The 24,982-nt window shown below is 58.8% G+C and carries 14 protein-coding genes; 2 read left to right on the top strand and 12 right to left on the bottom strand.

Translation table 11 applies throughout. The features are described 5' to 3' along the window. Positions 1-111: 111 nt before the first annotated feature. The 10 genes from xylA to uxuA all read right to left on the bottom strand — a co-directional run bounded on the left by xylA (position 112) and on the right by uxuA (position 19,237). Positions 112-1,443 carry a xylose isomerase gene (xylA, locus tag DNI29_RS06890; RefSeq protein ID WP_110977367.1) on the bottom strand — a complete coding sequence of 444 codons (1,332 nt, stop codon included), beginning with the start codon at positions 1,441-1,443 and terminating at the stop codon, positions 112-114. Continuing rightward, entirely contained in the window at positions 1,421-2,947 is a 1,527-nt protein-coding gene (locus DNI29_RS06885) for a xylulokinase (protein WP_110977366.1), read from the bottom strand. The genes xylA and DNI29_RS06885 overlap by 23 nt, the downstream gene beginning before the upstream one ends. Positions 2,948-3,365: 418 nt before the next feature. Continuing rightward, positions 3,366-5,240, bottom strand: coding sequence for an endo-1,4-beta-xylanase (locus DNI29_RS06880; RefSeq protein ID WP_162303534.1), 1,875 nt, complete (start codon positions 5,238-5,240; stop codon positions 3,366-3,368). Positions 5,241-5,518: 278 nt separating this feature from the next. After that, positions 5,519-7,702, bottom strand: a complete 2,184-nt coding sequence (locus tag DNI29_RS06875; RefSeq protein ID WP_110977365.1) for a glycoside hydrolase family 3 N-terminal domain-containing protein — start codon at positions 7,700-7,702, stop codon at positions 5,519-5,521. Between the two features lie 160 nt (positions 7,703-7,862). Further along, a complete protein-coding gene (locus DNI29_RS06870; RefSeq protein ID WP_110977364.1) occupies positions 7,863-9,821 on the bottom strand; it encodes a sialate O-acetylesterase in 1,959 nt (652 codons plus the stop codon). A gap of 99 nt (positions 9,822-9,920) precedes the next feature. Beyond that, a complete protein-coding gene (locus DNI29_RS06865; RefSeq protein WP_110977363.1) occupies positions 9,921-11,714 on the bottom strand; it encodes a RagB/SusD family nutrient uptake outer membrane protein in 1,794 nt (597 codons plus the stop codon). A 55-nt stretch (positions 11,715-11,769) separates the two neighbouring features. Then, on the bottom strand, positions 11,770-14,931 hold the full coding sequence (locus DNI29_RS06860; protein ID WP_110977362.1) for a SusC/RagA family TonB-linked outer membrane protein: 3,162 nt from the start codon (positions 14,929-14,931) through the stop codon (positions 11,770-11,772). 56 nt (positions 14,932-14,987) lie between these two features. Next, entirely contained in the window at positions 14,988-15,800 is an 813-nt protein-coding gene (locus DNI29_RS06855) for an SDR family NAD(P)-dependent oxidoreductase (RefSeq protein ID WP_110977361.1), read from the bottom strand. 31 nt (positions 15,801-15,831) lie between these two features. Next, positions 15,832-17,940 (bottom strand): alpha-glucuronidase family glycosyl hydrolase, encoded by a 2,109-nt coding sequence (locus tag DNI29_RS06850; RefSeq protein ID WP_110977360.1) that lies wholly within the window; start codon positions 17,938-17,940, stop codon positions 15,832-15,834. A 40-nt stretch (positions 17,941-17,980) separates the two neighbouring features. After that, a complete protein-coding gene (gene uxuA, locus DNI29_RS06845) occupies positions 17,981-19,237 on the bottom strand; it encodes a mannonate dehydratase (RefSeq protein WP_238388034.1) in 1,257 nt (418 codons plus the stop codon). A 335-nt stretch (positions 19,238-19,572) separates the two neighbouring features. Here uxuA and DNI29_RS06840 point away from each other — a divergent pair, with 335 nt between their 5' ends. Continuing rightward, positions 19,573-20,751: a LacI family DNA-binding transcriptional regulator gene (locus tag DNI29_RS06840; protein ID WP_110977359.1), complete on the top strand. Its 1,179-nt coding sequence runs from the start codon at positions 19,573-19,575 to the stop codon at positions 20,749-20,751. Positions 20,752-20,815: 64 nt separating this feature from the next. On the opposite strand, the gene DNI29_RS06835 is transcribed toward DNI29_RS06840, so the two are convergent. After that, positions 20,816-21,145 carry a hypothetical protein gene (locus DNI29_RS06835; RefSeq protein WP_202910387.1) on the bottom strand — a complete coding sequence of 110 codons (330 nt, stop codon included), beginning with the start codon at positions 21,143-21,145 and terminating at the stop codon, positions 20,816-20,818. A gap of 300 nt (positions 21,146-21,445) precedes the next feature. On the opposite strand from DNI29_RS06835, the gene DNI29_RS06830 reads away from it, so the two are divergent. Continuing rightward, positions 21,446-23,527, top strand: coding sequence for an ExeM/NucH family extracellular endonuclease (locus DNI29_RS06830; RefSeq protein ID WP_110977358.1), 2,082 nt, complete (start codon positions 21,446-21,448; stop codon positions 23,525-23,527). A 154-nt stretch (positions 23,528-23,681) separates the two neighbouring features. Here the strand turns inward: DNI29_RS06830 and DNI29_RS06825 are convergent, their stop codons facing one another. After that, positions 23,682-24,974 (bottom strand): chloride channel protein, encoded by a 1,293-nt coding sequence (locus DNI29_RS06825; RefSeq protein WP_110977357.1) that lies wholly within the window; start codon positions 24,972-24,974, stop codon positions 23,682-23,684. Positions 24,975-24,982 lie beyond the last annotated feature (8 nt).

The following is a 24,982-nucleotide window of genomic DNA, read 5'->3' as shown; positions in this document are numbered from 1 at the left end:
GCATGACGTTCTATATTTTCCGGTACCAAGCAACAAACGATCCTGGCCGACCTTTCCCCCTTGGGTTCCCACGCCCTTAGGAAGGCCGGCCAGTTTCGTTTGTAAAGTCGCTTAGATGTACTGGTTGATGATGTTTTCCAGCCACTCCTGCTTGCCGCTGCGCAGGGTGGGCTCGCCGTGCTCATGGGCAATGCGGCGCAGGTCTTCCAGGGTCAGCAGGCCTTTCTCGAAGGCAGCACCTTCACCCGAGTCAAATGAGGCATAGCGCTCGGTGCGGAACTTGCGGTAGGCCGACTTCTCCAGGATGTCGTTGGCTACTACCAGGGCGCGGGCGAAGGTGTCCATGCCACCGATGTGGGCCACGAAAATGTCCTCCAGGTCAGTGGAGTTGCGGCGGGTTTTGGCGTCGAAGTTGATGCCACCGGGCTTGATGCCGCCGTGCTCCAGAATGATGAGCATCGATTCGGTCAGCTCGTTCAGGTTGTTCGGGAACTGGTCGGTATCCCAGCCATTCTGGTAGTCGCCGCGGTTGGCGTCCATCGAGCCCAGCATGTTGGCGTCGGCGGCTACCTGCAGCTCATGCTGGAAGGTGTGGCCGGCCAGCGTGGCGTGGTTTACTTCCAGGTTCAGCATGAAGTCATCCTGCAGGCCGTACTCTTTCAGGAAGCCGATTACGGTAGCAGCATCGAAATCGTACTGGTGCTTGGTGGGCTCGGCAGGCTTGGGCTCAATGAAGAACTTGCCCTGGAAGCCCTGCTTGCGGGCGTAGTCGCGGGCCATGGTCAGGAAACGACCCATATGCTCCAGCTCGCGCTTCATGTTGGTGTTGAGCAGGGTCATGTAGCCTTCGCGGCCACCCCAGAACACGTAGTTTTCGCCGTTCAGAGCAATCGTCGCGTCCAGCGCGTTCAGCACCTGAGTGCCGGCGTGGGCTACCACTGCGAAATCGGGGTTGGTAGAAGCGCCGTTCATATAGCGCGGGTTCGAAAACACGTTGGCCGTGCCCCACAGCAGCTTAATGCCGGTTTCCTGCTGCTTCTGCTTGGCGTACTCTACAATGCGCTGCAGGTTGCTTTCGTACTCGCGCAAGGAGGAGCCTTCGTCTACCAGGTCGATGTCGTGGAAGCAGTAGTAAGGCGTGCCGAGCTTAGTAAAGAACTCGAAAGCAGCGTCCATCTTATCGTGGGCGCGGCCCAGAATGTCGCCCTGGGCATCCCAGGAAAACTGCTTGGTGCCGGGGCCAAATGGGTCGCCGCCGGTGCCGGTGAAGGTGTGCCAGTACGAAATGGCGAAGCGCAGGTGCTCCTTCATCGTCTTGCCGGCCACAATGCGGTTCTCATCGTACCATTTGAATGCCAGCGGATTGTCCGACTCACGGCCTTCAAACTTGATGGTGTCGATGCCCTTGAAGTACTCCGTCTTAGAAAGCGTGCTGAGCGACATGGTGGGAAGTAGTGGTAGGTGAAAGAATTTGTTGGGTGAGGGCCTCATGCCAGCGGGCATAAGCCGAGTGGTATTGCTCCTGCAGGGCAGGGGTAGGCTCCAGGGTCAGGATGCGCTCCAGGCCGCTAAATGCTTCGGTGGGGCTGGCGTAGAGGCCTACCCCGATGCCGGCACCACGAGCCGCGCCCTGAGCCGCATCGGTGTTGTAGAGCTCCAGCTCTACGTTGCCGCTGTTCACGAAGGCCTCGCGGAACACCGGGCTCAGGAACATGTTGGCGTTACCGGCGCGCACCTTGCGCACCTGCACCCCCGACTCGCGCATGATGTCCATGCCGTAGTTCAGGGCGAAAACGATGCCCTCCTGGGCGGCGCGCAGCACATGGCTTCGGCCGTGAATATTAAAGCTGAGGCCGCGCAGCTCGGCGGTGGTGGGGCGGTTTTCCAGCACCCGCTCGGCGCCGTTGCCGAAGGGCAGGAACTGCAGCCCCTCCGCCCCTACCGGGGCTTGGGAGGCCAGCTGGTTCATTTCGTCGTAGGGAAGCTCGCCCACTACCTTGCGCAGCCAGCTGTTCAGAATGCCGGTGCCGTTTACGCATAGCAGCATGCCGTTGCGGGGCTGGGCCGGGGTGCTGTTGACGTGCACGAAGGCATTTACGCGGGAGCGGGCATCTACCACCGGTTGGTCGCTGATGCCATACACTACCCCCGATGTACCGGCCGTAGCGGCAATTTCGCCGGGCTGCAGCACATTAAGGGAGAAGGCGTTGTTGGGTTGGTCGCCGGCGCGGTAGGCAATGGGCGTGCCGGCGTGCAGGCCCAGCTCCTGGGCAGCTTCGGGCGTCAGGCGGCCCTGCTCCGCGAAGGTATCGACTACCTCGGGCAGCAAGTCGCGGCTAATGCCGTAGAAATCCAGCAAGTCCTGGGCAATGGCCTGCTCCCGGAAGTTCCAGAACACCCCTTCCGATAAACCCGACACCGTGGTGCACAGGCGGCCGGTCATCTGGAAGGCAATAAAGTCGCCAGGCAGCTGAATTTTGTGAATCTGCTCGAAGATGGCGGGCTCGTTTTCCTTTACCCACTTGAGCTTGGAGGCCGTGAAGTTGCCGGGCGAGTTCAGCAGGTTCTGCAGGCAGTACTCCTCCCCCAGCCCCTCAAACGCCTGGTTGCCGTACTCCACGGCGCGGCTGTCGCACCAGATAATGGCGGGGCGCAGCACATGGCCGTTCTTGTCTACCAGTACCAGGCCGTGCATCTGATAGGTAATGCCAATGCCGGCTACCTGCGTGGCATCGAAGCCGTAGGTCTGCTTGAGCTCGTGGGTTGCATTCACTACCTCCTGCCACCACCGCTCCGGGCGCTGCTCGGCCCAGCTTGCCAGCGGCGCCAGTATTTCCATTTCCTTTTTAGGAGAGGTAACGCTGGCCAGGCAGCGGCCAGAATCGGCATCGAGCAGGGCTACTTTAATGGAGGAGCTGCCGATATCGTACCCGAGCAGGTAGTTCATGGGTGGGAGTTCAGGGGAGCTACCGGGGTAGCCCAGTGGGAAGCCAGTGCCAGCCGTTATGCCAAGACACAGATCAGAAACGCTTGGAAATATTCAATTTCAACTACTACCGCAACTACCTATACAAGCACGTCACGCGCAGCCGCTACAAGACCATTTTCAACGTTTAGTATTCGAATATACAGTAATGAATTTTCCGGAAGCCACTATCAAAACCCTTGTAACGCGCTTATTTTCAAATAAAAATATCGAAAACGTTTCCGAAAACGGTTTCGATAGGTTGCAGCTAATAATTTTATTTTCGCAGAATATCTTCGAATAGTAAAACGAATAAAGCGCGTAGCACACCAATGGTACTACGCGCTTCATTTGTGATAGTTCTATTTGGCCATAATTCGGCCATCGTCATCTTTCCCTACTACTGCAGAACCAGCTTGTAGGAAAGTAATTGCCCACTCTCCTCTACCTGCACTACGTACAAACCGGGTGCTACGGTCAGCTGCAGTTCCTGCGCGGGCTGAGCTTTAGCAGTAAGTTGTTGAACCATCCTTCCCTGAAGGTCTAGCACCCGCACCTGGCCAGTTTTGCTGAGGCCACTGAGGGTAATGCGGCCATCGGTGGCAGGGTTCGGGTACAGCCGTACCTTGGAGGCCTGGGCTGCTTTGCTGCTGAGCACGGTGGCCTGCACGTAAGTGCGCAGCCACACCAGGGCCGAGCGCTCAGTATTATCGGCGTTGGCGAGGTAGGCGCCCTGGGCCGTGCGCCAGTGGCCGGGGCGGTAGCCCCACAGCGTAATTCCTTTCACGGCCGGGTGCGTCCAGAGGGTGGGGAATACGCGCTGGTACTCGGCTAGTTGCACGGCATCGTCGAGCTGGCTTGAGGAGTTCACCCCATCAATATCAAGCTCCGTGATGTAGAGCGGCTTGCCAGCCGACGCCAGCACATCGAGGTTGGCCTGCAGGGTAGCAGCCGGAATGTTGCGGGTTTCGAAGGCGTGACCCTGAATCCCGACCCCATCTACCAGGTTGCGGGCCTTGAGCAGGTTGATGATGCCGAGGTAACGCTGGGCGTTGGCACTGGTGGTAATTACCCCATAATCATTGATTAAGAGCTGAGCCTTAGGAAAATACTGCCGGGCTAGTTCGAATGATTTGATTACCCAGTCCCAGCCGGTAGTGCCGGCGCCGCCCAGGGCTTCGTAGTAATTGCCGGCGCCGCTGCCGGGCGTGTTCGGGCCGTTGGGGCCGGTAGAGCCGTTCAAGGGGAGGTCGTTGGTGGCCTCGTTAACTACCTCAATCTGGTCGAGGTTGGGGTAGCGCTGGGCCACGGCCGCAAACCACTCATTGATTTCGGCCAGCTGCTCGGCGGCGGACAAGGTTTCAATCCAGACGGGCTGCTGCTGCCCCCAGATGAGGGTGTGCATCTTGAAGGGGTAGCCTTTCGTCTTGGCAAGGTTGTAGGCTGAGTCCAGCTCGGTCCAGTTCATTTGGTTGCGGGTGGCTTCCACGCTGCCCCACTTGCCGGCATTTTCCGGCGTCACCTGGTTGAAATAGGCATTGAAAAAGGGCTTCTGAGGCTGGCTATACACCCCGCCCAGAAACTTGGACTTGCCCGCGGCCAGGACCGGACCTTTCGGGATGAACGTAACTGGCGGGGTAGTGGAGCCCTGAGTTCCGGCATCAAGGTTAGCTACCGTGAAGTAAAGCCCGGTAGCCCCAAACACCAGCTTATCAATGTCGAGGCCGTCTTCCCGAGCCCCAATCTGGAAGGTTTGGGTGAGGGCGCCGGCTGCCACCGTGAAGTTGATGGGCGCCTCGCCCCCGTTGAACTTCGAGAGGTTAATCCACTTCCATACGTTGTTGGTAGCGCCGCCAGCCCCGTCCACGGCAATGTTGCCGCTGGTGTAGCCCACGGAGTTCAGCTGGTTTACGATAATCCAGTCGGCGTCGGCGTCCGGCTGCTTGGTACCGAAGCCGTTGGCGTAGTAGAAGCTGTCGTCGTTGGCCGCCGACGCGCCTACCCGCACGCGGGCATAAAGGTCGTAGGAGCCGGCAGCGGGGAACGTTACGGAGTAGGTAATGACGCGCGCCGCTGTACCGGGGCTCTGGGGGTTGATGGTGGCTGTGGACTTCACGGTCACGTACTGCACATCGGCCTGGGTGGCGTTGTTCCAATCGGCGCCCAGGGTGCCAGTTTCGGCTTGCTGCACCACGGGCGCGTTCTGCGCCCAGGCGGCCCCGCTGCCGAGAAACGCAAGTAGCGCCCCGGCAAATAGAGTAGAGGTTTTAAACATGATAAATAGGGAAAGTGGGTGTTAGAAAGCAGCACCAATGGGCAATGTGGGAGCCCACTTGTGCTGGTAAGCAAGAGGGCAGCAGTTGGGAGCTGCTGCTGGGGTAGGAAATCAGATTACGAAGGCTAACTCCCCAACTCCGTGAGAAAGGTTCGGGTGATTAGAGCGAAGTGTCTGGGTAGCTCAGATGCACCTTACCTCCACCCCTTTTTAGGGGGAGGAGAACTAACACTAGCCCCCTACCCTTCTCCATTGGAGCAGGGGTAGGGGGCTGGCTTCTACTTAACTGCTAGCGTGGCAGTAGCAGGTTTGCTGGCCCCAAAGGCCTGGCTGCGCGCGGAGGGTAGGGAGCCGCCCACAGCAATGGTCACGGGCGCGGTGGGCGCTGCTGCTTTGCCCTGGGCATCAATAAGGGCCAACTGTTCGGGCGTAAGGGTAAACTTGACGGTGGTGCTGGCGCCGGGCTGGAGCTGCACGCGGCGGAAGTTTTTGAGGGCGTAGCGCGGAATCTGCTGGCCCTGGCGCGGGGTGTGGGTGAGGTAGAGCTGCACCACTTCTTCGCCGGCTACTTTGCCGGTGTTGCGCACGGTGGCTTCCACTTCTACCGGCTTGTTCTTGGCCGCTTTCTTGGGCAGCTTCAGGCCAGAATACTCGAATTTGGCGTAGCTCAGGCCATAACCGAAAGGATACATGGGTTCCTGACTCATGTAGCGGTAGGTGCGGCCGAGCATGCCGTAGCTTTCGTAGGCGGGCAGTTGGTCGAGGCTCTTGGGGAAGGTGATGGGCAGCTTGCCCGAGGGCGACACTTTCCCGAACACAATGTCGGCCACGGCGTTGCCGCCTTCCTGACCCGGATACCAGGCCAGCACTACGGCGTCGCAGAGCTCATGCACCTCCGCCAGGTTCATGGGGCTGCCGCCGGTGATGATGGCTACCAAGGGCTGGGTGTTGTTTTTGCGCAGACCGCGCAGGAAGTCAATCTGGTTTTTAGGCAGGTTGTAGTCAAGCCGGTCGCCGAACGAAGGCGAGGCAATGGATTCGCCCTCCTCCCCTTCCAGCAGCCCGTTGATGCCCAGCACCACAAAGGTGGCATCGGAGGTGCGGGCCGTGCCGCTCACCCAGTCCACGCCGTTCTGGTTGGGCCGGTCGAGCAGGGCGCCGGGGCGGTACTGCATCTGACTGGCGGGGCTCACCCCGGCTACCAAGCCTTCCAGAATGGTTTTCATCTCGGGGTTTACGCCGTAGTAATTGCCCAGCAGGGCATCGAGGTTGGCGGCGTTGGGGCCGGTCACGAAGTACTTGGGCAGGTCGTTGCGCAGGGGCAGCACGCCGTTGTTTTTCAGCAGCACAATAGATTTCTGGGCTGCTTCGCGGGCCAGGGCGCGGTGCTGAGGGCTGTTGATAACGTCGGTACCGAGCTTATCGTAGGGGCTGCTGCCGGGCGCATCAAACAGTCCCAGCTTAAACTTGGTGCGCAGCAGAATGGCCAGAGAGCTATCTATTTTAGCTTCCGTAGTGAGGCCTTTCTGCACGGCTTCGGGCAAGGAGGGGTACACGCTCCCGCAGTTCAGGTTCACGCCCCGCTCCAAAGCCAGAGCAGCGGCCTCGGCAGGCGTTTTCACTACTTTATGCCCTTGGTAGAAGTCCACCAGCGCCCAGCAGTCGGATACAATGTGGCCCTTGAAGCCCCACTGCTTGCGCAGCACATCCTGGAGCAGGTACTGGTTGCCGCAGCAGGGTTCCCCGTTGGTGGCGTTGTAGGCGCACATCACGGCTTCCACGTCGGCGTCTACCAGTTGCTTGAAAGCGGGCAGGTAGGTTTCCTGCAAATCCTGGGGCGAGGCTACGGCATTAAACTCGTGGCGCAGCTTTTCGGGGCCGCTGTGTACGGCAAAGTGCTTGGCGCAGGCGGCTACTTTCAGGTGCTGCGGGTCGGGGCCTTGCAGTCCTTTCACAAACGCTACCCCCAGGCGGCCCGTGAGGGTCGGGTCTTCGCCGTAGGTTTCCTGTCCCCTACCCCAGCGCGGGTCGCGGAAGATGTTGATGTTGGGCGTCCAGAACGTGAGGCCGCTGTACTGCTGGCGGTAGCCCTTGGCCACGGCGGCGTTGTACATGGCGCGGGCCTCGTCGGAAATGGCCGTGGACACGCGCAGAGCCAGGTCGTCATCGAAGGTAGCGCCCAGCCCGATGGCCTGCGGAAACACCGTAGCAGCGCCGGCCCGCCCTACCCCGTGCAGAGCCTCGTTCCACCAGTTATAGGCCGGAATGTTCAGCCGCTCGATGGCTTTGCTGTTGTACATCATCTGATCAGCCTTCTCCTCCAGGGTGAGGCGCGAAATCAGGTCCCGCACCCGCACACTGACGGGCTTGGAGGGGTCGAGGTAGGCGGCTGGGACTTGTTGGGCGTGACCCGACAGGCTCAGGCAGGCCAGGAAGCCGGAGAAAAGCAGACGTTTCTTCATGCGGTGGGAAAGGTGGAGTCAGAGAACGTAGCGCCCTGAGGCCCCGAGAAATCGGGGCCTGGCAAAGCGGCGTAGTGCGGTAGGTGCGGATTCAGCCTGGGGAGCTGGGGGTAGGCAGGGCGGCTTCGGAGGAAGGATTTCCGAAGTCGCGGGACGGTGGTTATTGCGCCGGAGCGGTTGCCGACACGCTGGCCTGGAAAGCCGAAGCAGGCAGTCCTTCTTTGTTGTAGAGGTTGGCGCCCTCAGGGTTATCGGCCCAGGCGTAGCGCACAGTAACGGGGGTAGGCACAGCTTCGCTCCAAACAACTACGGAGTTGCCTTCAATGCGGGCCTGCGCCCACACAAACTTTTTGTCGGGGCCAGCTACGGCAAAGTGCTTGAGCGGACCACCACCTTTAGCTACCAGGCCACCGCCTACGCTGGAAAAACGCAACGTGGCCGTATTGCCTTTCACCTGCACCGATTCCAATACTGGGCCGGAGGCTACCAGCTTCTTCTCACCGTAAGCCACCTGACGAGCAGCCAAGGCCAGGCGCTGCCCTACCGCTTCTTTGTTCAAAGGATGAATGTCATTCCACTCCCCTACGTCGGTAATAACGGCCATGGCCGTGTTAGGTACGCGCAAGGTCTGACGCTGGGCTTCTCGCACCTCGGCCCAGCCACTTTCGCTGGGCTCCGGCTTCATAGCCATGAAATTGGCCAACTGCACGTACAGAAACGGCAAATCAGGCCGCCGGAAGTGGGTACGCCAGTCGCTGATCAGGCTGGTCATCAGGGCCTGGTAATCCTGGGGGCGGCCTGCGTTGCTTTCGCCTTGGTACCAGAGCACTCCTTTAATGGCGTAGGGCAATACCGGGGCAATCATGCCATTGAACAGGGCTCCGGGCTGAAACTGAAAGGCTGTTGTGCCAGGCGTGGGCGGCAGCGTAGCGCCCAGCTTGTACTGCCACGGCCCCCGCAGATCCAGGGTCTGGCTGCCGGCCCGCAACTGGTAGTTTTTGTCGGGTGTGAAGCCCCCGCGCCCGCCGTTGCTGATCAGGCGCACAACCACTACGTTTTTACCGGGCTTCAGCACGCCAGGCTTCACTTCGTACTTGCGGGGCGGATACTGGTAACCGGTAGTACCCACCAGTTGGCCGTTGATGTAGGTAGAGTCAGCATCGACGAGGGTGCCCAGCTCGAGGCGGGCGGGTTGGCCTACCATACTAGCGGGCACCTCTACCTCCTTCCGGAACCACACTACCCCGTTCACTAAGCCCAACGGGGTTTGGTCAACCCAGTAGCCAGGCACACCCATTGTGTGCCAGTCACGAGCATCGTAGGCTGGGTCCGACCATTTTTGCTGGCCGCGGGCCTCGCCCTGGTCGGCCTGGTAGAGGCGCTGGTACCAGCTGGCTACGGCCGCGCCTTCGCGCTGCCGCAGTTCGGCCACTTGGGCGCTGTCCCGGTACTTATCAGCTTGCTGCACATACTTCGGAAACTGGCGCAGCGCGTCGGCACTCAGCCAGGCTTCGGCCGGGGAGCCACCTACGGCATCCTTTATCAAGCCCACCGGCACCTGGTATTTGGCATTGATTTCCTTGGCGAAGAAGTAGCCCACCGCCGAGAACTGCAGCACGGTCTGCGGGTCAGCGGTTATCCATTTGCCGCCGGCCACATCGGTGCGAGGCTTCTGTAGGGTGTAGGTCATGGGCACCTCAAACTGCCGGATGCGCGGGTTGGCGGCCTGGGCAATGGCCTCCGGGAACTTGTCGCGCAGGCGGCTCATGGGCGTTTCCATGTTCGACTGCCCCGACAGCAGCCACACGTCGCCCACCAGAACGTCGGTCAGCTCTACCTCATTGGAGGCTTTGAAGCGCATGGTATAGGGCCCACCAGCAGGCTGAGCAGGTAGGTTCACCGCCCACTTGCCATCAGGACCAGTGGTAGCAGTGTACGTTTTCTTTTGGAAGGTAAGGGCGACCTTCTCGCCTTTGGCGGCCCAGCCCCAGAGGGTCAGTTTCGTATCCCGCTGGAGCACCATGCCGTTGCTCACGAGCCGCGGCAACCGCACCTGGGCTGTGGCCGCGTGGCTCAGCAGTGCGGTTGCTACGGAGAGTGATAGTAAGAGTGACTTCATGGAGAAAAGAGGATTGACGCTTCGGAAAGGGAGAATAGGCCAGAAATAGAAGCCGTGGTTTCCCTTGCGGAAAACCACGGCTTCTGCTGCTGATCAGGCTTAGTTATAGCCGGGGTTCTGAGTGATTTTTCCCCCTGTACGGTCGATTTCCTGTTGCGGAATCGGGCGCAGTACGTGGAAGGGCTGGATGTTGCGGGCAGCATCCGAGCCGTAGTTGTCGGAAACACCAGGGATGGGCGATGGTTTGGAGCCCACGTAAGCCGGAACGTACTTTTTCACCCGCTCCACCAGCTTGCCGGTGCGCACCAGATCATACCAGCGGGTAAACTCGCCGCATAGCTCGCGGGTACGCTCATCCAAGATAAAGTCGATATTCAGCTGAGCAGCGGTAATTTCCATCTGGGCGGTTTTGCCCGGAGCAGCCGCGCGCCGACGAATGGTGTTGATTTGGTCAACAGCTTTGCCAGTGCTGCCGAGGTACATGTTGGCTTCGGCCGCAATCAGGTAGGTTTCCGCCAAGCGGTAGAAAATCAGCGGACGGTCGGAGCTGTTATTGAGGGCAGCCCGGGTAGCGTCGTCGAATTTGTTGATGTAGGGCGAGAACTGGGTAGTGTAGGTGCTAGGGGTACCCACTACGTACCGGCCATTCGGACGGTTGTTGATGCGCGTTTGCTCGGCGGCAGAGATTTCGCGACCCGCGTACCAGGCCGCCGTATCGCCTACCACGGCCTTGGGGTTAAAGGCCGTACCGCCGTTACCACCGGGTGAATTCACCAGCCACAGCGTCGAGAACCACTTGGCGTAGCGCGTATCAGTAGAGCGCCACTCCCGTGGGTTTGTTTCCGTAGCTAGTTTGTATGAGTCGAGCAGATAGGGCGTGGAGCCCAAGCGACCGAAGGGGCGGCCGTAAGGAATGCTCCGGGCCATGTTCGGTAAGAAGTCGTACCGAACGCGAAACAGGAAATTGGTTTGATTCTGGCCAGCGCCACCGGCACCGTTATCCGAAATGCCCGTGAAGGTAGGGTCAGCATTGAACTGCACGTTCATCAGCACCTCTTTGCCATTCTCATTTCCTTCCACAAATACCTGGGCTGGGTCGGCTTCCAGACCCTTCCCGTATTTGGAGGCGTCACGGATCAATTCTTCCGCATATTGAGCTGCTTTCGCGTAGTCGTCGGGAGCTTTTGCCACAGAAGTGGCGCGGGTAAGATACACCTTAGCCAGCAGGTGCAGGGCCGTGGCACGCGTAACGCGGCCGGGCTGCGCCGCCGCATTGGCGATAGAGGTAGTGGTAGGAACACCCTGCGCATTAGGGTTGCCCAACGCATCGTTCAGATCCTGAATGATGGCATTGTAAACATCCGCTACAGGAGCCCGGGAGAAGTCCTTGGTAGGCGAATCTACGAAACTGAGCGTGAGAGGCACCGCGCCGAACGACTGCACCAGATAGAAGTAGTTCCAGGCGCGTAGCACCTTGGTTTCAGCCACAATTTGGGTAACAGTTGCAGCAGGCAGCCCTTGCACCGAGCCGGCGTACTGAATGACGCCGTTAGCGGTGTTGATGTTGCCATAAAAGGTGTTCCACAGGTTAGTGGCCGTGCCGTTGGTGGCGCTCATCAAACCCGCGTTGTAGTCCTCATAGCCGTCGGAGCCAGAGAAACCGCGCATGAACTCGTCGGTACCTTGCGACATGAAGTTCGAGCCACCCTGGTCGGCGGTGATGTTGCGCAGACCCGAGTACACACCTACCAAGCCGGCCTGGATACCATCGGGGGTACCGAAAAAGCCGGGTACCAGAACCGACCGTGGATTTTCATCCAGCGTGTCTTTATCGCAGCTAGCCAAGGCAAGCATCAGAGCCAGTGCCGAGCCGGAAAAAAGTATCTTTTTCATATAAAATAAGCGCAGGGGGGCGCTAAGAAAGTTGAGAAAAGAGTTGAGAAGGGAATTAGAAGCCGACGTTCAGGCCTACGATGAAGGCCCGGGTTGCGGGATAGTTCACGCCCCGACCAGCCAAGCCGTTGTTTACACTGCTGTTCAGGTCGCCCTCGGCGAAAGCTATGCCCCCATTGACTGAGGTGCTGCCGCTGAAGCGCGTAGAGTAAGACAGCGCGTCCGGGTCGATAGCTTTGTTTTTCCGGAAGTACTCTTCCTTCGACCAGATCAGGGGGTTCTGCACCTGCACATAGATGCGGGCCGTGCTCATTCTTGCCTTCTCAATGAGGCCTTTAGGCAGTGAGTAGCCTAAGTCAATGCTCCGAACCTTGATGAATGTTCCATCGAGGTAAGCCAGCGTCTGGGCGTTGGGCACAAAGTCGTTGAAGTAGTTGCGGTTAGGCTGCGGGAAGCGGTTGTTCGGGGCAGAAGGCGTCCAGTATGGCAGGTTCACCTGGTTGCGGCGGCCACCATAGGTAGTAAAGTAGGAAGGTGGGTACAGCACCGGATCAACGATGGTAGCTCCTACCCGGCTCAGGGCCACGATATTTAAGTCAAACCCCTTGAAGCGGAAGCGCTGAGTGGTACCAGCCTCAAACTTCGGCTGACGCGACCCAATGATTTGCCGATCGCCGGCATCTACTACGCCGTTGCCATTGAGGTCCTGAATCTTAACCTGCCCTACGCGGGTACCGGCCTTAATAGCGGCTGCCTCCTCATTGGGCTGCCAGATGCCATCGTATTTATAATCGTAGAAGACATAAAGTGGCTGCCCAATAAAGCGTTGGTTGCTGATGTCGCTACGCTCATTGCCGTTTTCATCCTTACCTAGGCCTAGGTCAAGTACCTTCTCGCGGTTCACGGTGAAGTTCCAGTCAGAAGCCCATTCGAAGCCACTTTCCGTGCGAATATTCACCGTCGTCAGACCCACTTCAATACCACGGTTCTGGGTTTTGCCAATATTGCGCGTAAAAGAACCGTAACCGCTGGTTGTGGGTAGTGCGTCGGGCAGCAGCAGGTCGTTGGTGCGCTGCTGGTACACTTCTACCGAACCCGTCAACCGGTTGTTAAAGAATCCGAAGTCAAGTCCGAAGTTGGTGGTTGCAGTGTATTCCCAACCGAGGTTGCTGTTCCGGATGCTGGCCGGACGTACGCCTACCACCCCGGTAGGGCCGAAGTTGTAATAGCCGTTGCCGAGGCCAGTTTGCAGTGACCCCAGTGTTTGATACGGGTTCACGGCTGTGCTTCCGGTGCGGCCGTAGCTAGCCCGCAGCTTCAGGTTGCTTATCCAAGCTTGTCCTTGCAGGAACTGCTCGTTAGAGAGGTTCCACGCTACTGCCAATGATGGGAAGGCCCGGTAAATGTTGCTTGACAGACGCGACGAACCATCTACGCGTACCGTACCCGTCACCGAGTAACGGTTGTCGTAAGCGTAGTTCAGGCGGCCCATGTAGGAAATAATGTCCCACTGGCTTTCATTGCTGCTGGGCGAAGTAGGCGTGCCCGTACCCAGGTTAGAGGCCAGCTGGTAGTTAGCGAGCAGGTTTTGCGCGCCGGCTCCGAAGCCGTCGGTACGGAACTGCTGCCAGCTGTAGAGGCCGGTAAAGTTCACGTCGTGCTTTTCTGCAAACGTGCGGTTGTACGTCAAGAGATTCTCAACCAGCAGGTTGAAGGCAACGTTGGTATTGCGCGAGCCAGCGCTGGTTTGTGTGCCACGGTTGGCCGTGTTGGTAGCGCTGAATCCTTCGCTGAACTCGGCACGGCCGTCCAGGCCCAGGTTCAGGCGGTAATCCAACCCTTTCAACAGGTTGACTTGGCCGTAGAGGCTGTTGAAGGTACGAATACGCCGACGACGATCTAGGCGAGCGTCTTCGGCATAGTTTGTCAGCGGGTTAGCCGACGCCTGATCATCGTTGGGATAGAGCCGGAGCGTACCGTCGGGGTTGTAAGGCGAAGCCAGAGGGCTCAGGGTCAATATGTTGTACATATTGTTCAGACCTGGATCGTCTTGCTGTGTGAAGCTATTGAGCGTGTTCAGGCCTACTTTCACCCGCTTGCCCACCTGCTGGTCCAGCGTACCACGAAGCGAGTAGCGCTGAATCCGCTGCACTGGCACGATGCCAGTTTCGTCGTAGTAGCCTAAGGAAGCTGAGTATTGCGTCTGCTCCGTGCCTCCGCTCAGTCCCAGGGCGTGGTTCTGAATGCGGCCGTTCTGAAACAGAAGATCCTGGTAATCAAAGTCGCGGCCGGCAGCATAGTTGGCCTTCTCGTCATCGGTCAGGAAGCCGGCGGCAGTATTGGGGTCCAGGCCGGCGGCGCGGTACGCTTCAGCGCGGTAGTTGTAGTACTCCTGCCCGTTCTGCAGGTCGTAAAGGCCGTAAGCTCTTTTGGTACCGTAGTAAGCGTTGTAAGTAGCCCGCGGAGCACCGTTCTTGCCACGCTTGGTAGTAATCAGGATAACACCGTTGGCACCCCGCGCACCGTAAATAGCAGTAGAAGAAGCATCTTTCAGAACTTCCAGAGAGGTGATGTCATCGGGGCTCAAGTCGTTGAGGCTACCATCGTACGGTACACCGTCCACTACTAGCAGCGGGTCGTTGCTACCAGCAAACGAGCGGTTACCACGAATACGGATAACCGGGTTCTGGCCAGGGGCCGAACTGGCGCTGGAAATGTTTACGCCAGCGGCACGGCCCTGCAGGGCCTGGCCGATGTTGGCCACGGGTACGTCGCGCAGGCTCTGCTCATCCACCGAAGAAATAGCGCCGGTTACCTGGCTTTTCTTCTGAACACCATAACCAACAACCACTACCTCGTTCAGGGCCTTAGCATCCGTGGAAAGGGTTACGTTGAAAGTTGTGTTGGAGCCGATGGGACGCTCCACCGATACGTAACCGATTGCCGAGAATACTAAGGTGTTGCCATCGGCCGGCGCCTGCACTGAGAACGAGCCGTCAGTACCAGTAGACGCACCTGCGGAGGTGCCTTTCACCAGCACCGTCACGCCTGGGATACCCTCGCCGGTAGCCTGGTCCGTAACGCGGCCGGTAATAGTGCGGGCAGCTTGCGCTTGTACTTGTGTAGGGGCTAGCAGCGCACCAGTCAGCGGCAGGCCAGCAGCAAGCATCAGCGGCCAACCCAGCCCAAGAGCCGATTTTCGTATAGTTGATTGCATGGAGTGTGGGAACTTTAAAAGTGTGGGATGATGCAGGTTATCCGCCGGAGCAGAAGTTAAAAGCCAATGGAATTGCCGCCATCCACGGGGAGGGAAGCACCGGTGATGTAGCGGGCCCCTTCAGAGGCCAAAAACACGGCCGCATGGCCGATATCGGAAGGCTGGCCAAACTTACCCATGGGCGTGCGGCGCATGGCCCGGTCACGGCGGTCAGGGTCGGAGTTCATGGCGGTACGGCTCATCTCGGTTTCAATGAAGCCGGGGGCAATGGCATTCACGCGCACATTATGCTTGGAGAATTCCGAGGCCAACACCTTCACCATGCCCTCGACGGCCGATTTGGAAGCGGCGTAGGCCACTACCCTATCGATGCCGTAGTAGGCAGCCATGGAGGAAATCATCAGAATAACGCCGCTTTTGCGCTCCACCATGCGGCGGGCACACACCCGGGTCAGGGCAAACACGGCGTTCAAGTTGGTATGAATGATGCGGCTGAATTCTTCATCCGTCACCTCCAGAGCCGGCTTTTTCATGTTGATGCCGGCGTTGTTCACCAGGATATCCAGTGGGCCATGGGTGGTTTCGATCTGCTCCACCAGGTCTTCCAGGGTATCGAGGGCGCACACGTCGTTGGTGAGGTAGTGCACCGAGGGGCCCAGGTCGGCCACGGCTTCCTGAAGCACAGACTCGCGGCGCCCCGTGATGATGACGGTAGCGCCGGCTGTAGCCATGCAACGGGCAATTTCCAGCCCGATACCGGTACCGCCACCCGTCACGAGGGCCAGCTTGCCTTCCAGAGAGAAGGTACTTGGCTGGTGCTGCCCATTCGACTGGGTATGCGGAGAAACAAAGGACTCGATGTGTGCCATGCGAGAAAGAATAATACTGTGCTGTATGTGATTAGCGTAGTTGGTAGATGTCAACCAGCTCCTTGATTTCGGCTAGCGGACGGGTAGGCGCCGGAAGGCTAGGTGGTAGGGGCCGCTTGGCGTAGGTCTGGAAGTAGAGCACGCAGGCATCGCGCCACCACAGCGCCTCGCGGTGCTGAATGCGCAGGCGAGCAGCCACATCGGCGTGCAGCTCAGGGTCCATGGCAGGCTTGGCCTGCTCCCACTGCTGTTGCATCCAAAGCACTGAGTCGGCGCCGGTGTAGTAGCGGGTAGTCAGCTCATCCCAAAGGGTGCGGCCGGTGCTGAGCTGCTGCCCCCAGCCCACATGGTGGAACCAAAGCAGGTAGTCGGGTGGGCAGGTGGCGGGGTTGCTCCACACTTGGCGGGCGCCGGGAGCATATAGGCTTAGGGCGTTGGAGCCGCTGGCAGTCCGGTTGAAGCCGAGGCCTTCAGCATCAGCCTTATGGTAGTACACGGAGGTCCAGTCGGGGCGGGCGCTTTTCTCCAGCCAAGGCTCGGGACCATAATGAATGCTCTGGCCCATGATGTGGTGCAGGCCCAGCGGCGTGGTGTAGCGCACGTAAATGTCGCGCGATTGATTGAGGACCTGGGTTACGTTGGCTACGGCTTTGGGCTCGCGCGTTACGGTCATCTTGGTCCATTCATCAGCTACGGAAGCCGAGCTAAGCGTGTGGTCCCAGGCTAGGCGGCCGTAGGCGTACCAGTTAGCTTGGCCTACAGGGTGGCCCGTCCAGTTACGGTCAGAGCCGATATTTGCTACCCCTGCAATGCCGCTGAGACTGTGCTTTTCCAAAGAGCCATCCACCACTTTGGCAACCGTAGAGCCAGGGCCCTGGGCGTGCGTATCGGCTTCGAGGCACTCTTTAATGAGCGGACCCAGGTACACGAGATGGGTAGCAAAGCCCAGATATTCCTGGGTTAGCTGCACCTCCAGCACCAGCGGGGTGCGCGGCATAGCGCCAAACAGCGGATGGAACGGCTCCCGGGATTGGAAGTCAATCGGGCCGTTTTTCACCTGCACCAGCACCTTGGGGTTGAACTTGCCATCGAGGGGCTGAAACTCCTCGAAGGCTTCCTTAAACCGGTCGCCCTTGGAGTTGGCTTTGTACACGAAAGCGCGCCACATTACTACCCCATCATGCGAGCCCAAGGCCGTGGCTAGCATATTAGCACCATCGGCGTGGTTACGGCCGTAGTCCTGGGGGCCAGGCTCGCCTTCGGAGTTGGCCTTCACCAGAAAGCCCCCGAAGTCGGGAATCGTCTTGTAGATTTCGTCGGTTTTGGCTTTCCACCACTGCTGCACCTTGGGGTCGAGCGGGTCGGAAGTGGGTAGCCCCCCAATTACTTTGGGTGCGGCCCAGAACACCGAAAGGTACACCCGGATACCATAGGGACGCATCACGCCGGCCAGAGCGGCTACCTTCTGCAGGTACTCGGCTGTGAGGTAGCGGGCGCTGGCGTTTACGTTATTAAGTACTACCCCATTGATACCGATGGAAGCATTGGCACGAGCGTAGTCCTGGTAGCGTGGGTCGAGGCGGTCGGGCAGTTCCAGCCATTTCCAGATAGAAGAGCCGGCATAACCACGCTCCACGGTGCCGTTGGGGTTGTCCCAGTGGTTGAGCAGGCGGTATTGAATGCGGGGTTGGCTGCTGAGATTCAGCTTTTCAGGCATCTGGCCGGTCTGCACCTGGCGGAGCAGGGCAAAGCAGCCATAGAGCACAGCCGCATCGGTTGGGCCCGTAATTTCCAGCCCGTTTTTCTGGCTCGTGATGCGGTAGCCTTCCGTGCCCAGCGTAGGGTCGGCGGCTACCCGCAATCGAATGCGGCCCTTGCCGCCCGGCACCGCCCCTATCGGCACCGGGCGTCCCAGCAAGCCTTGCAGCCCGAATTGCAGTTCATGGGCAGCAGTTTGCAGGGTGGGAGTTGCATTGTTTTCTACTACGATACCCCGCGCCTGTGCCTCCCAGGCCTTACGCAAGCCAGTTTCGGGCAGTTTGTCGTACTTCAGCCACAAGCGGTAACCGTCATCGGCACGCCCTAATAAAGGTGCGCCTAGGCAGAACAACGCGAGTAGCAGGAAAAGACGGGGTAGCATAGGTGGGAGCGGGTGGGATGGAAGGGTCGGGTGAGAGCAGCTAGACGAAGCGGGTGGCGTGGGCCTCGTCGGATAGTTGAGCAGAAGTGTTTTCTTCGGTGGCTTCTAGGTTGCGGCGAATACCAAGCTCCAACCCCCGCAGCTCAGCCAGTCCGCGCAGGCGGCCGATGGCAGAGTAGCCAGGATAAGTGCGCTTTTCTAGGTCGTCGAGCATCTGGTGACCGTGGTCGGGGCGCATGGGCAGGCTGGGGTTGCCCTCGCCGGTGCGGGCCCGGCGCCGCTCTTCGCGCACCAGTTCCCGTACCACAGCATACATGTCCACATCGCCTTCCAAGTGGTCGGCCTCGTGGAAGTTACGCGGGTTTTCTTCGCGCTTGGTGGCGCGCAAGTGCACGAAATGAATGCGGTTTCCCAGGCGCCGCACGATACCGGGCAGATCGTTATCGGGCCGCACGCCCAGGGAACCAGTGCAGAAAGTAAGGCCATTGGCCGGCGAGTCGTAGGCTTGCAGCAGGCCCAGTAGGTCGGCTTCGGTGCTTACTACCCGGGGTAGGCCCAGCAGCGGGAAGGGTGGATCATCGGGGTGAATGCACAGGTTGATGCCTACCTCCTCGGCCACTGGCCCTACCTCCCGCAGAAAGTAATACAGGTTTTCGCGCAGGGTATTGGCATCAATGGCGGCGTACTCATCCAGCAGCCCTTGAAAACCCTCCAACTCGAAGGCTTCTTCGGAGCCGGGCAGGCCCAGTAGCACCACGTTGGTAAGGGTAGCTATTTCCTCCGGCGTGAGGGTAGCAAACTTCGCGCGCGCTGCAATAGCTACTTCTTCCTCATAATCAGCTTCAGCGCCCGGGCGGCGCAGAATGCAGAGGTCGAACAAGGCGAAGTCTTCCCACACGAACCGCAGAGCCCGTGAGCCGTCGGGCATCTCGTAGTTGAGGTTAGTGCGCGACCAATCCAGCACCGGCATAAAATTGTAGCATACCGTCTGGATGCCGCAGGCCGCTAGGTTACGCAGGCTCTCCTTATAGTTACGGATGTACTCAGCGCGGGCTGGGCGACCTTTCTTGATATCCTCGTGTACAGGCAGACTTTCTACTACTACCCAGTGCAAGGGCGCATACTGGCTGTTATCTGCCTCGACTAGCTGCTGACGGGCCCGAATGTCTTCCTGAGTCCACACTGAACCAACGGGGAGGTGGTGCAGGGCCGTTACAACACCCGTGCAGCCCGCCTGCCGCAGAGCAAAAAGAGAAACTGGGTCCTGAGGCCCAAACCAGCGCATGGTATGCTGCATAGAAAGCGTATTCTTGTAATCAAAAAGTACAATTCTTGATTTGAAAGTACACTTACAGCTCGATCGGCTTAAATTTCGGCCAACACGACAGTTAGGGAGTACTTACTACCGAAGATAGAAGAAGTATCCAATGGATTAGCAACCTAAAATCCCCCTTAAATCCCTGATTTCTAAATAAAAATATCGAAAACGTTTTCGAAAACGTTTTCGATAGGTCGCAACAACTACCTATCTAGTAAAAATATTTCTGTAGATTATACCTAAATTAAAAAATACGGCTTCAGCCTTGACTTTTCGAATCATCTGCCCACCTTTGAAATAATTCAATTCCACCCATGATTAAATGCACCAAGTGCCGGTCGGCGGACGCGGTAATGCGCGCTGGCTTCATTCGGGGGCGGCAGCGGTATCATTGCAAAGCTTGTAATTACCACTTCACCGATGAGAAGGCCCTACCCCTACCCGAAAAGAAGAGGCGCCAAACCACTATCAGCGACGTAGCCAAGGAGTTAGGCGTGGCTCCCTCCACGGTATCGCGCGCGCTCAACGGCCACTCCGATATTAATGCCAACACCCGGCAGGCCATTCTGGAAGTAGCCCGCCAACTCGACTACCAGCCCAATCTACTGGCCCAAAGCTTAAAAAGCAGCGAAACCAAAACCATTGGGGTGGTTATTCCGGACATTGAGCGGCCGTTCTTTGCTACGGCCGTCAGCGGGATTCAGCAGGTGGTGGCGGAGGCGGGCTACCGCGTGATGATCTGCCAGTCGAAGGAATCCTACGATATGGAGGTGAGCAACGTGCAGGCACTTATTGCCAGTCGGGTAGATGGGTTGCTGATCTGTCACTCCCGTGAGACCGAGAACTTCGACCATGTAAAGCAGCCGGCCAGCCGAGGTATCCCCATTGTACACTTCGACAGGGTGTGCAACGAGGTAGATACAGCCAAGGTAATCCTCGACGACTGGAACGGGGCGTTTAGCGTGACGGAGCACCTGATTCAGCAGGGAGCTCGGCGTATTGCCATTCTGGCCGGGCCGGAGAGCCTGCTAATCAGTCGCAACCGCCTGGCGGGTTACGTGAGTGCGCTGCAGAAATACGGCCTGCCCGTGCGCGACGAGCTGCGCATTCACATCAACTTCAAGCCGGAGCAGGCGGTAGCCGCCCTGGATACCTGGATGGCCCTACCCCATCCGCCCGACGCCATCTTTGCTATTAACTACACCAATGCGTTTGACCTGCTGGTGGCCCTGAAAGCCCGGGGGTTGCGCGTACCCGAGGACGTAGCCGTGGTTGGTTTTGGCGACGAGTTTATGGCTTCCATGATTGAGCCGGGCCTAACGACGGTAAACCTTCACCCCTACCGCATTGGGCAACAGGCGGCGCGCCTATTCCTGGAGCAAGTGCGCGAAAAGGAGCTGTTTCAGCCGCGTACCTTTGTTATTACCGGCGACTTAGTCATCCGACAATCCTCACTCAAAGACAAGGGAGAGTTTTTCAAGCTGGATATTTAACGCAACAGGCCAGAACTTACGCGTAGCGTAAATTCTGGCCTGCGTGTGCATGCGGTTGGCTGTATTAGCGGGTAGTACCGGTGGTGTTACCCGCTGTGGTGCCGGTAGTACCGGAAGTAGTGCCTGAGGTGGTACCGGTAGTAGTACCTGTGGTGGTGCCAGTGGTAGTAGAGCCACTAGTAGTACCATAGGTAGTGGAACCCGAGGTAGTACCGGTAGTAGTTGAACCACTGGTAGAACCGGTGGTAGTAGTACCTGAGGTGGTGCCATCAGTGCTGGTACCGGCCGGAGCATCGGTGCTGGTGCTTGAGCAAGAGGCCAGGGAAACACCGGCAGCAAACAGGACAGCAGCCGACAAGCGAGCAGACCAGGCGGAAACGGAAGTCAGTTTCATAGGGAGCAGGTTAGGTTAGTAAATCAGATTCAGGTGAGCAGCTAGGCTGCCAGAGGGGCTATACGGGATTTACTACAAAAAGGAGAAAAATAATTCTATAATCTGTTGACTAACTGCAATTCAAGCTCAGAAAGGCAGATATATTTGATGTAAACCGCTCCTCTCAAGCGCCTCCTTACTATCAATCTTATGATGTATCAAGCTACATGAGTTGAGTTATACATGTAATTATTATTTTAAATTATTGTACTTTTATTTTTCTCTGAATCTGGAGCGGGGCTGGTATCTATCCTATTGCATATGAAAAGTATTTTGGTGCTGATGCTGGCGTTAGCTGGCGGAAGCACGAGCGCTGAGTGCGCCCCTAAACAGGCACCTCAGGTGGCTGCGGTTACCCATATTGGCCAGATTCAGGGCAGTGGCCCAACGGCTACCGCTGGCACATACACCATAGAGGCTGTCGTGACGGGGGTGTATGACAAGCTGAACCCAGCCGGTTTTTACGTGCAGGAGCCTACCCGGGCTACCGACGCCAACCCCGCCACATCGGACGCCTTATTTGTGGTGCAGGCAGCGCCCACGGTAAAGCCCGGCGACATGGTGCGTGTAACGGGCACGGTGCTGGAGGCTGCGGCTGCTCCATCGTTCGGGCAGGCAGTTCTCACGGAGCCTACTGTTACTGTGATTTCCTCTGGCAACCCCTTGCCAGCTGTTACGATGCTGCCCAACGCTACTTTTTCGGCGGCGGCGCTGGAGCGGCACGAAGGAATGCTGGTTCAGTTTTCGGGGCCGCTGGTTGTTACGGATGTATATAACCTGCAAAAGCGTGGTGAGCTGACCCTCACTTCCGGCGGCATTCTATACCAGCCTACCCAGTTCATTGACCCCAACGACAATCCGGCCACCGGGACTGCCAGTACGGGCACCAGCAACCTGGCCGCCATCAAGGCCTATGAGGCTGCCAACCTCGACCGTTCCATTCTGCTCGACGACGGCAGCTCGGCCAACAACCCCCAACCTATTCCTTATACTGATGCTGCCTTTCGTACCGTACGGGTGGGTAGCAAAATAGAGCGGCTGCGTGGGGTGCTGGGCTACGGGTTCAATCAATGGCGGATACAGCCTTTGCCTGGGGCGGAGACACCGGTTGTGCAAGTGACGCGGCCGGGAATGCCGGTTTTTGGGCCTCTGGACTTAAAATTGGCCAGCTTCAACGTGCTGAATTATTTCAACGGCAATGGTATTGGCGGCGGCTTTCCAACTACCCGGGGCGCGAAAACCCTCCCCGACTTTGCCCGCCAGCGCAGCAAAATTATTGCGGCGCTCCGGGCCATGAATGCGGATGTAGTGGGCTTGACGGAAATTGAAAACGACGGTACTGGTCCTGCCTCGGCCATCCAGGATCTGGTGAATGGGCTAAACCAAGCCATGGGAGCCGGCACCTACGCCTTCGTGGATGATGGCGGAGCAGCCCAACAGCCCAACAATACCGACCAGATTCACTGCGCCTTTCTCTATAAACCCGCCGAAGTACGATTGCTCGGGCCTGCCTTGGTGGCTCAGGCAAAGGGTGTATTTGAGCGCCCGCCCCTGGCCCAGCTGTTCATCACCCGCCGCAAGCCCCGCCCCGACACGGTAGCTCTGGTTATCAACCACTTCAAATCTAAGGGTAGCGGTACGGGCCCGAATGCCGACCAGAACGACGGGCAGGGCGGCTCCAACGACCGGCGCCGGGAGCAGGCGCGGGCTCTGGTGGAATTTATCAACAGCACGGTGATACCAGCCGGCAGCGGGCGCGTGCTCTGCCTCGGTGACTATAACGCCAACTACGAAGAAGACCCCATTGACATTCTGCGGGCGGCGGGACTGGTGGCCGTTACGCCGCCTACCAGTGCTTCCTACGTGTTCAAAGGCCTGACTGGCTCCCTCGACCACTGCATCGTGACACCCAATCTGGCGGGCTTCATTGACGTGCACAAATGGAACATCAACTCTTTCGAACCTCTGTTTCAGCAGTACGATGTGGCGGGCGCGGCCACTGATGCCAACAGTCCCTTCCGCTCCTCTGACCACGACCCGGTGCTGATCGGGCTGAACTTTGCGGGTATCAGGCCAGCGAATGAGGCCGCCCGGCTGTTCGTATATCCCGCTCCGGCTGCGGGCAGCCGGGTTTACCGCCTCCCTACCCTACCTGCCGGCACCGGCCCACTCACCCTAGAAGTTACGCTGCCCCAAGGCCCGCCCATGCTGCATTTGCAGGGCTCTGTGTCCTTGCTGCAGGCCGAGCTGAACCGCTACACGGCTCACTTGCCGCCCGGTATTTACTTGGTACAGCTACGCGGCAAAGGCATTACCCGCACCCAGCGGGTAATGAAAGAGTAAGTACCTCCGCCCGACACTGAAAGCGTCCGACGGGCTGGCTTCGTGCTGACGTTTATTTGAGACCTGAGCCCGCTGCATGGGTAGGCGGATGATACCCCCAATCCGAAGAGTGTAAAGTCATCTTAATACATATTACCCTCTCAGCCCCTACCCCTTACAACTCACCCAACCGTTTGCCTTGCTGCCGACCCAGGCGCAGGTGCTTGGCCTGCCCGATAACCTGCGCCGAGTAGATGCCTTGGTGCCCGGAGAACAGGTAAGCCACTACGCATGCTAAGGCCAGGTAGCCGGCAGCCTGCACGCCAAACAGTTCCAGCCCCATCAGAAGGCAGGCTAAGGGCGTATTGGCGGCTCCGGCAAACACGCCCACAAACCCCATGGCCGCCAGCAGTGCCACCGGCAGCGGCAGCACCAAAGCCAACGCACTCCCCAGCGTCGCCCCAATAAAGAACAGCGGCGTCACCTCGCCCCCTTTAAAACCGCAGCCCAGCGTCAGGGCGGTAAGCATCAGCTTCAGCAGAAAATCCTGGGGTGGCAACGCAGTCTGGAAAGACTCTAGGATGACCGGTACACCCAACCCAATGTAGCGGGTAGTACCCAGCGCCCACACGGCCGCCACTACCAGCACTCCGCCTACCACTGGCCGCAGAGGCGGGTATTTCAGGCGGGCAAACTGTTGGCTGACCCAGTGCGTGAGGGTAGCAAAGCTGCGAGCCACCAATCCAAACGCTATAGCCGCCAGCAGCGCACAGCCTAAGCCCACGGGCGTGATGGGTAGAGACGCCAGCTGGGGGTAGTGCGTGTGCCCCACCCCCCAGGCCCGCGTCACGTAATCAGCGCTGAGGGCGGCCAGGAAGGCGGGTAGCACAGCGTCGTAGCGGATGCTGCCCAGCAGAAATACTTCCAACCCGAATACCGCCCCGGCCAGCGGCGTGCCAAATACAGAAGCAAAACCGGCGCTCATGCCCGCAATCAGGAGCAGGCGCCGGTCGCGGGGGCGCAGGTGTAGCAACTGGGTGAGCTGGTCGGCTAGGGCTCCGCCCATTTGCACGGCCGTGCCTTCCCGGCCTGCCGAACCCCCAAACAAATGGGTAAGCAGTGTACCGCCCAGCACCAGCGGCACCATTCGCAGCGGAATGGTAGCGGTAGGCGCGTGTATTTCGTCGAGAATGAGGTTGTTGCCCCGCACGACCCGGTTGCCAAAGTAGTGGTAGGCGAGCCCAATCAGAAAACCCGCTGCAGGTAGCAGCGCCAGCGCCCAGGGATGCAGCTCGCGCCAGTTAGTAACCCACTCCAGCGCCACCAGAAACAAGGCCGAAGCCGAGCCGGCTGCTACCCCCACCAAGCCCCCCAAGAGCAGCCAGCGTAGCACGAAAAGCAGGGCAACGGGGGTATGGCGGCGAAGACGGGCCGGCAACTGAGGCAGATAAGCGAAACGAGGGCGCATGGCAGGAG

Source organism: Hymenobacter sediminis (genome assembly GCF_003231285.1).
GTDB lineage: Bacteria > Bacteroidota > Bacteroidia > Cytophagales > Hymenobacteraceae > Hymenobacter > Hymenobacter sediminis.
This window is presented reverse-complemented; position numbering and strand designations above follow the sequence as displayed.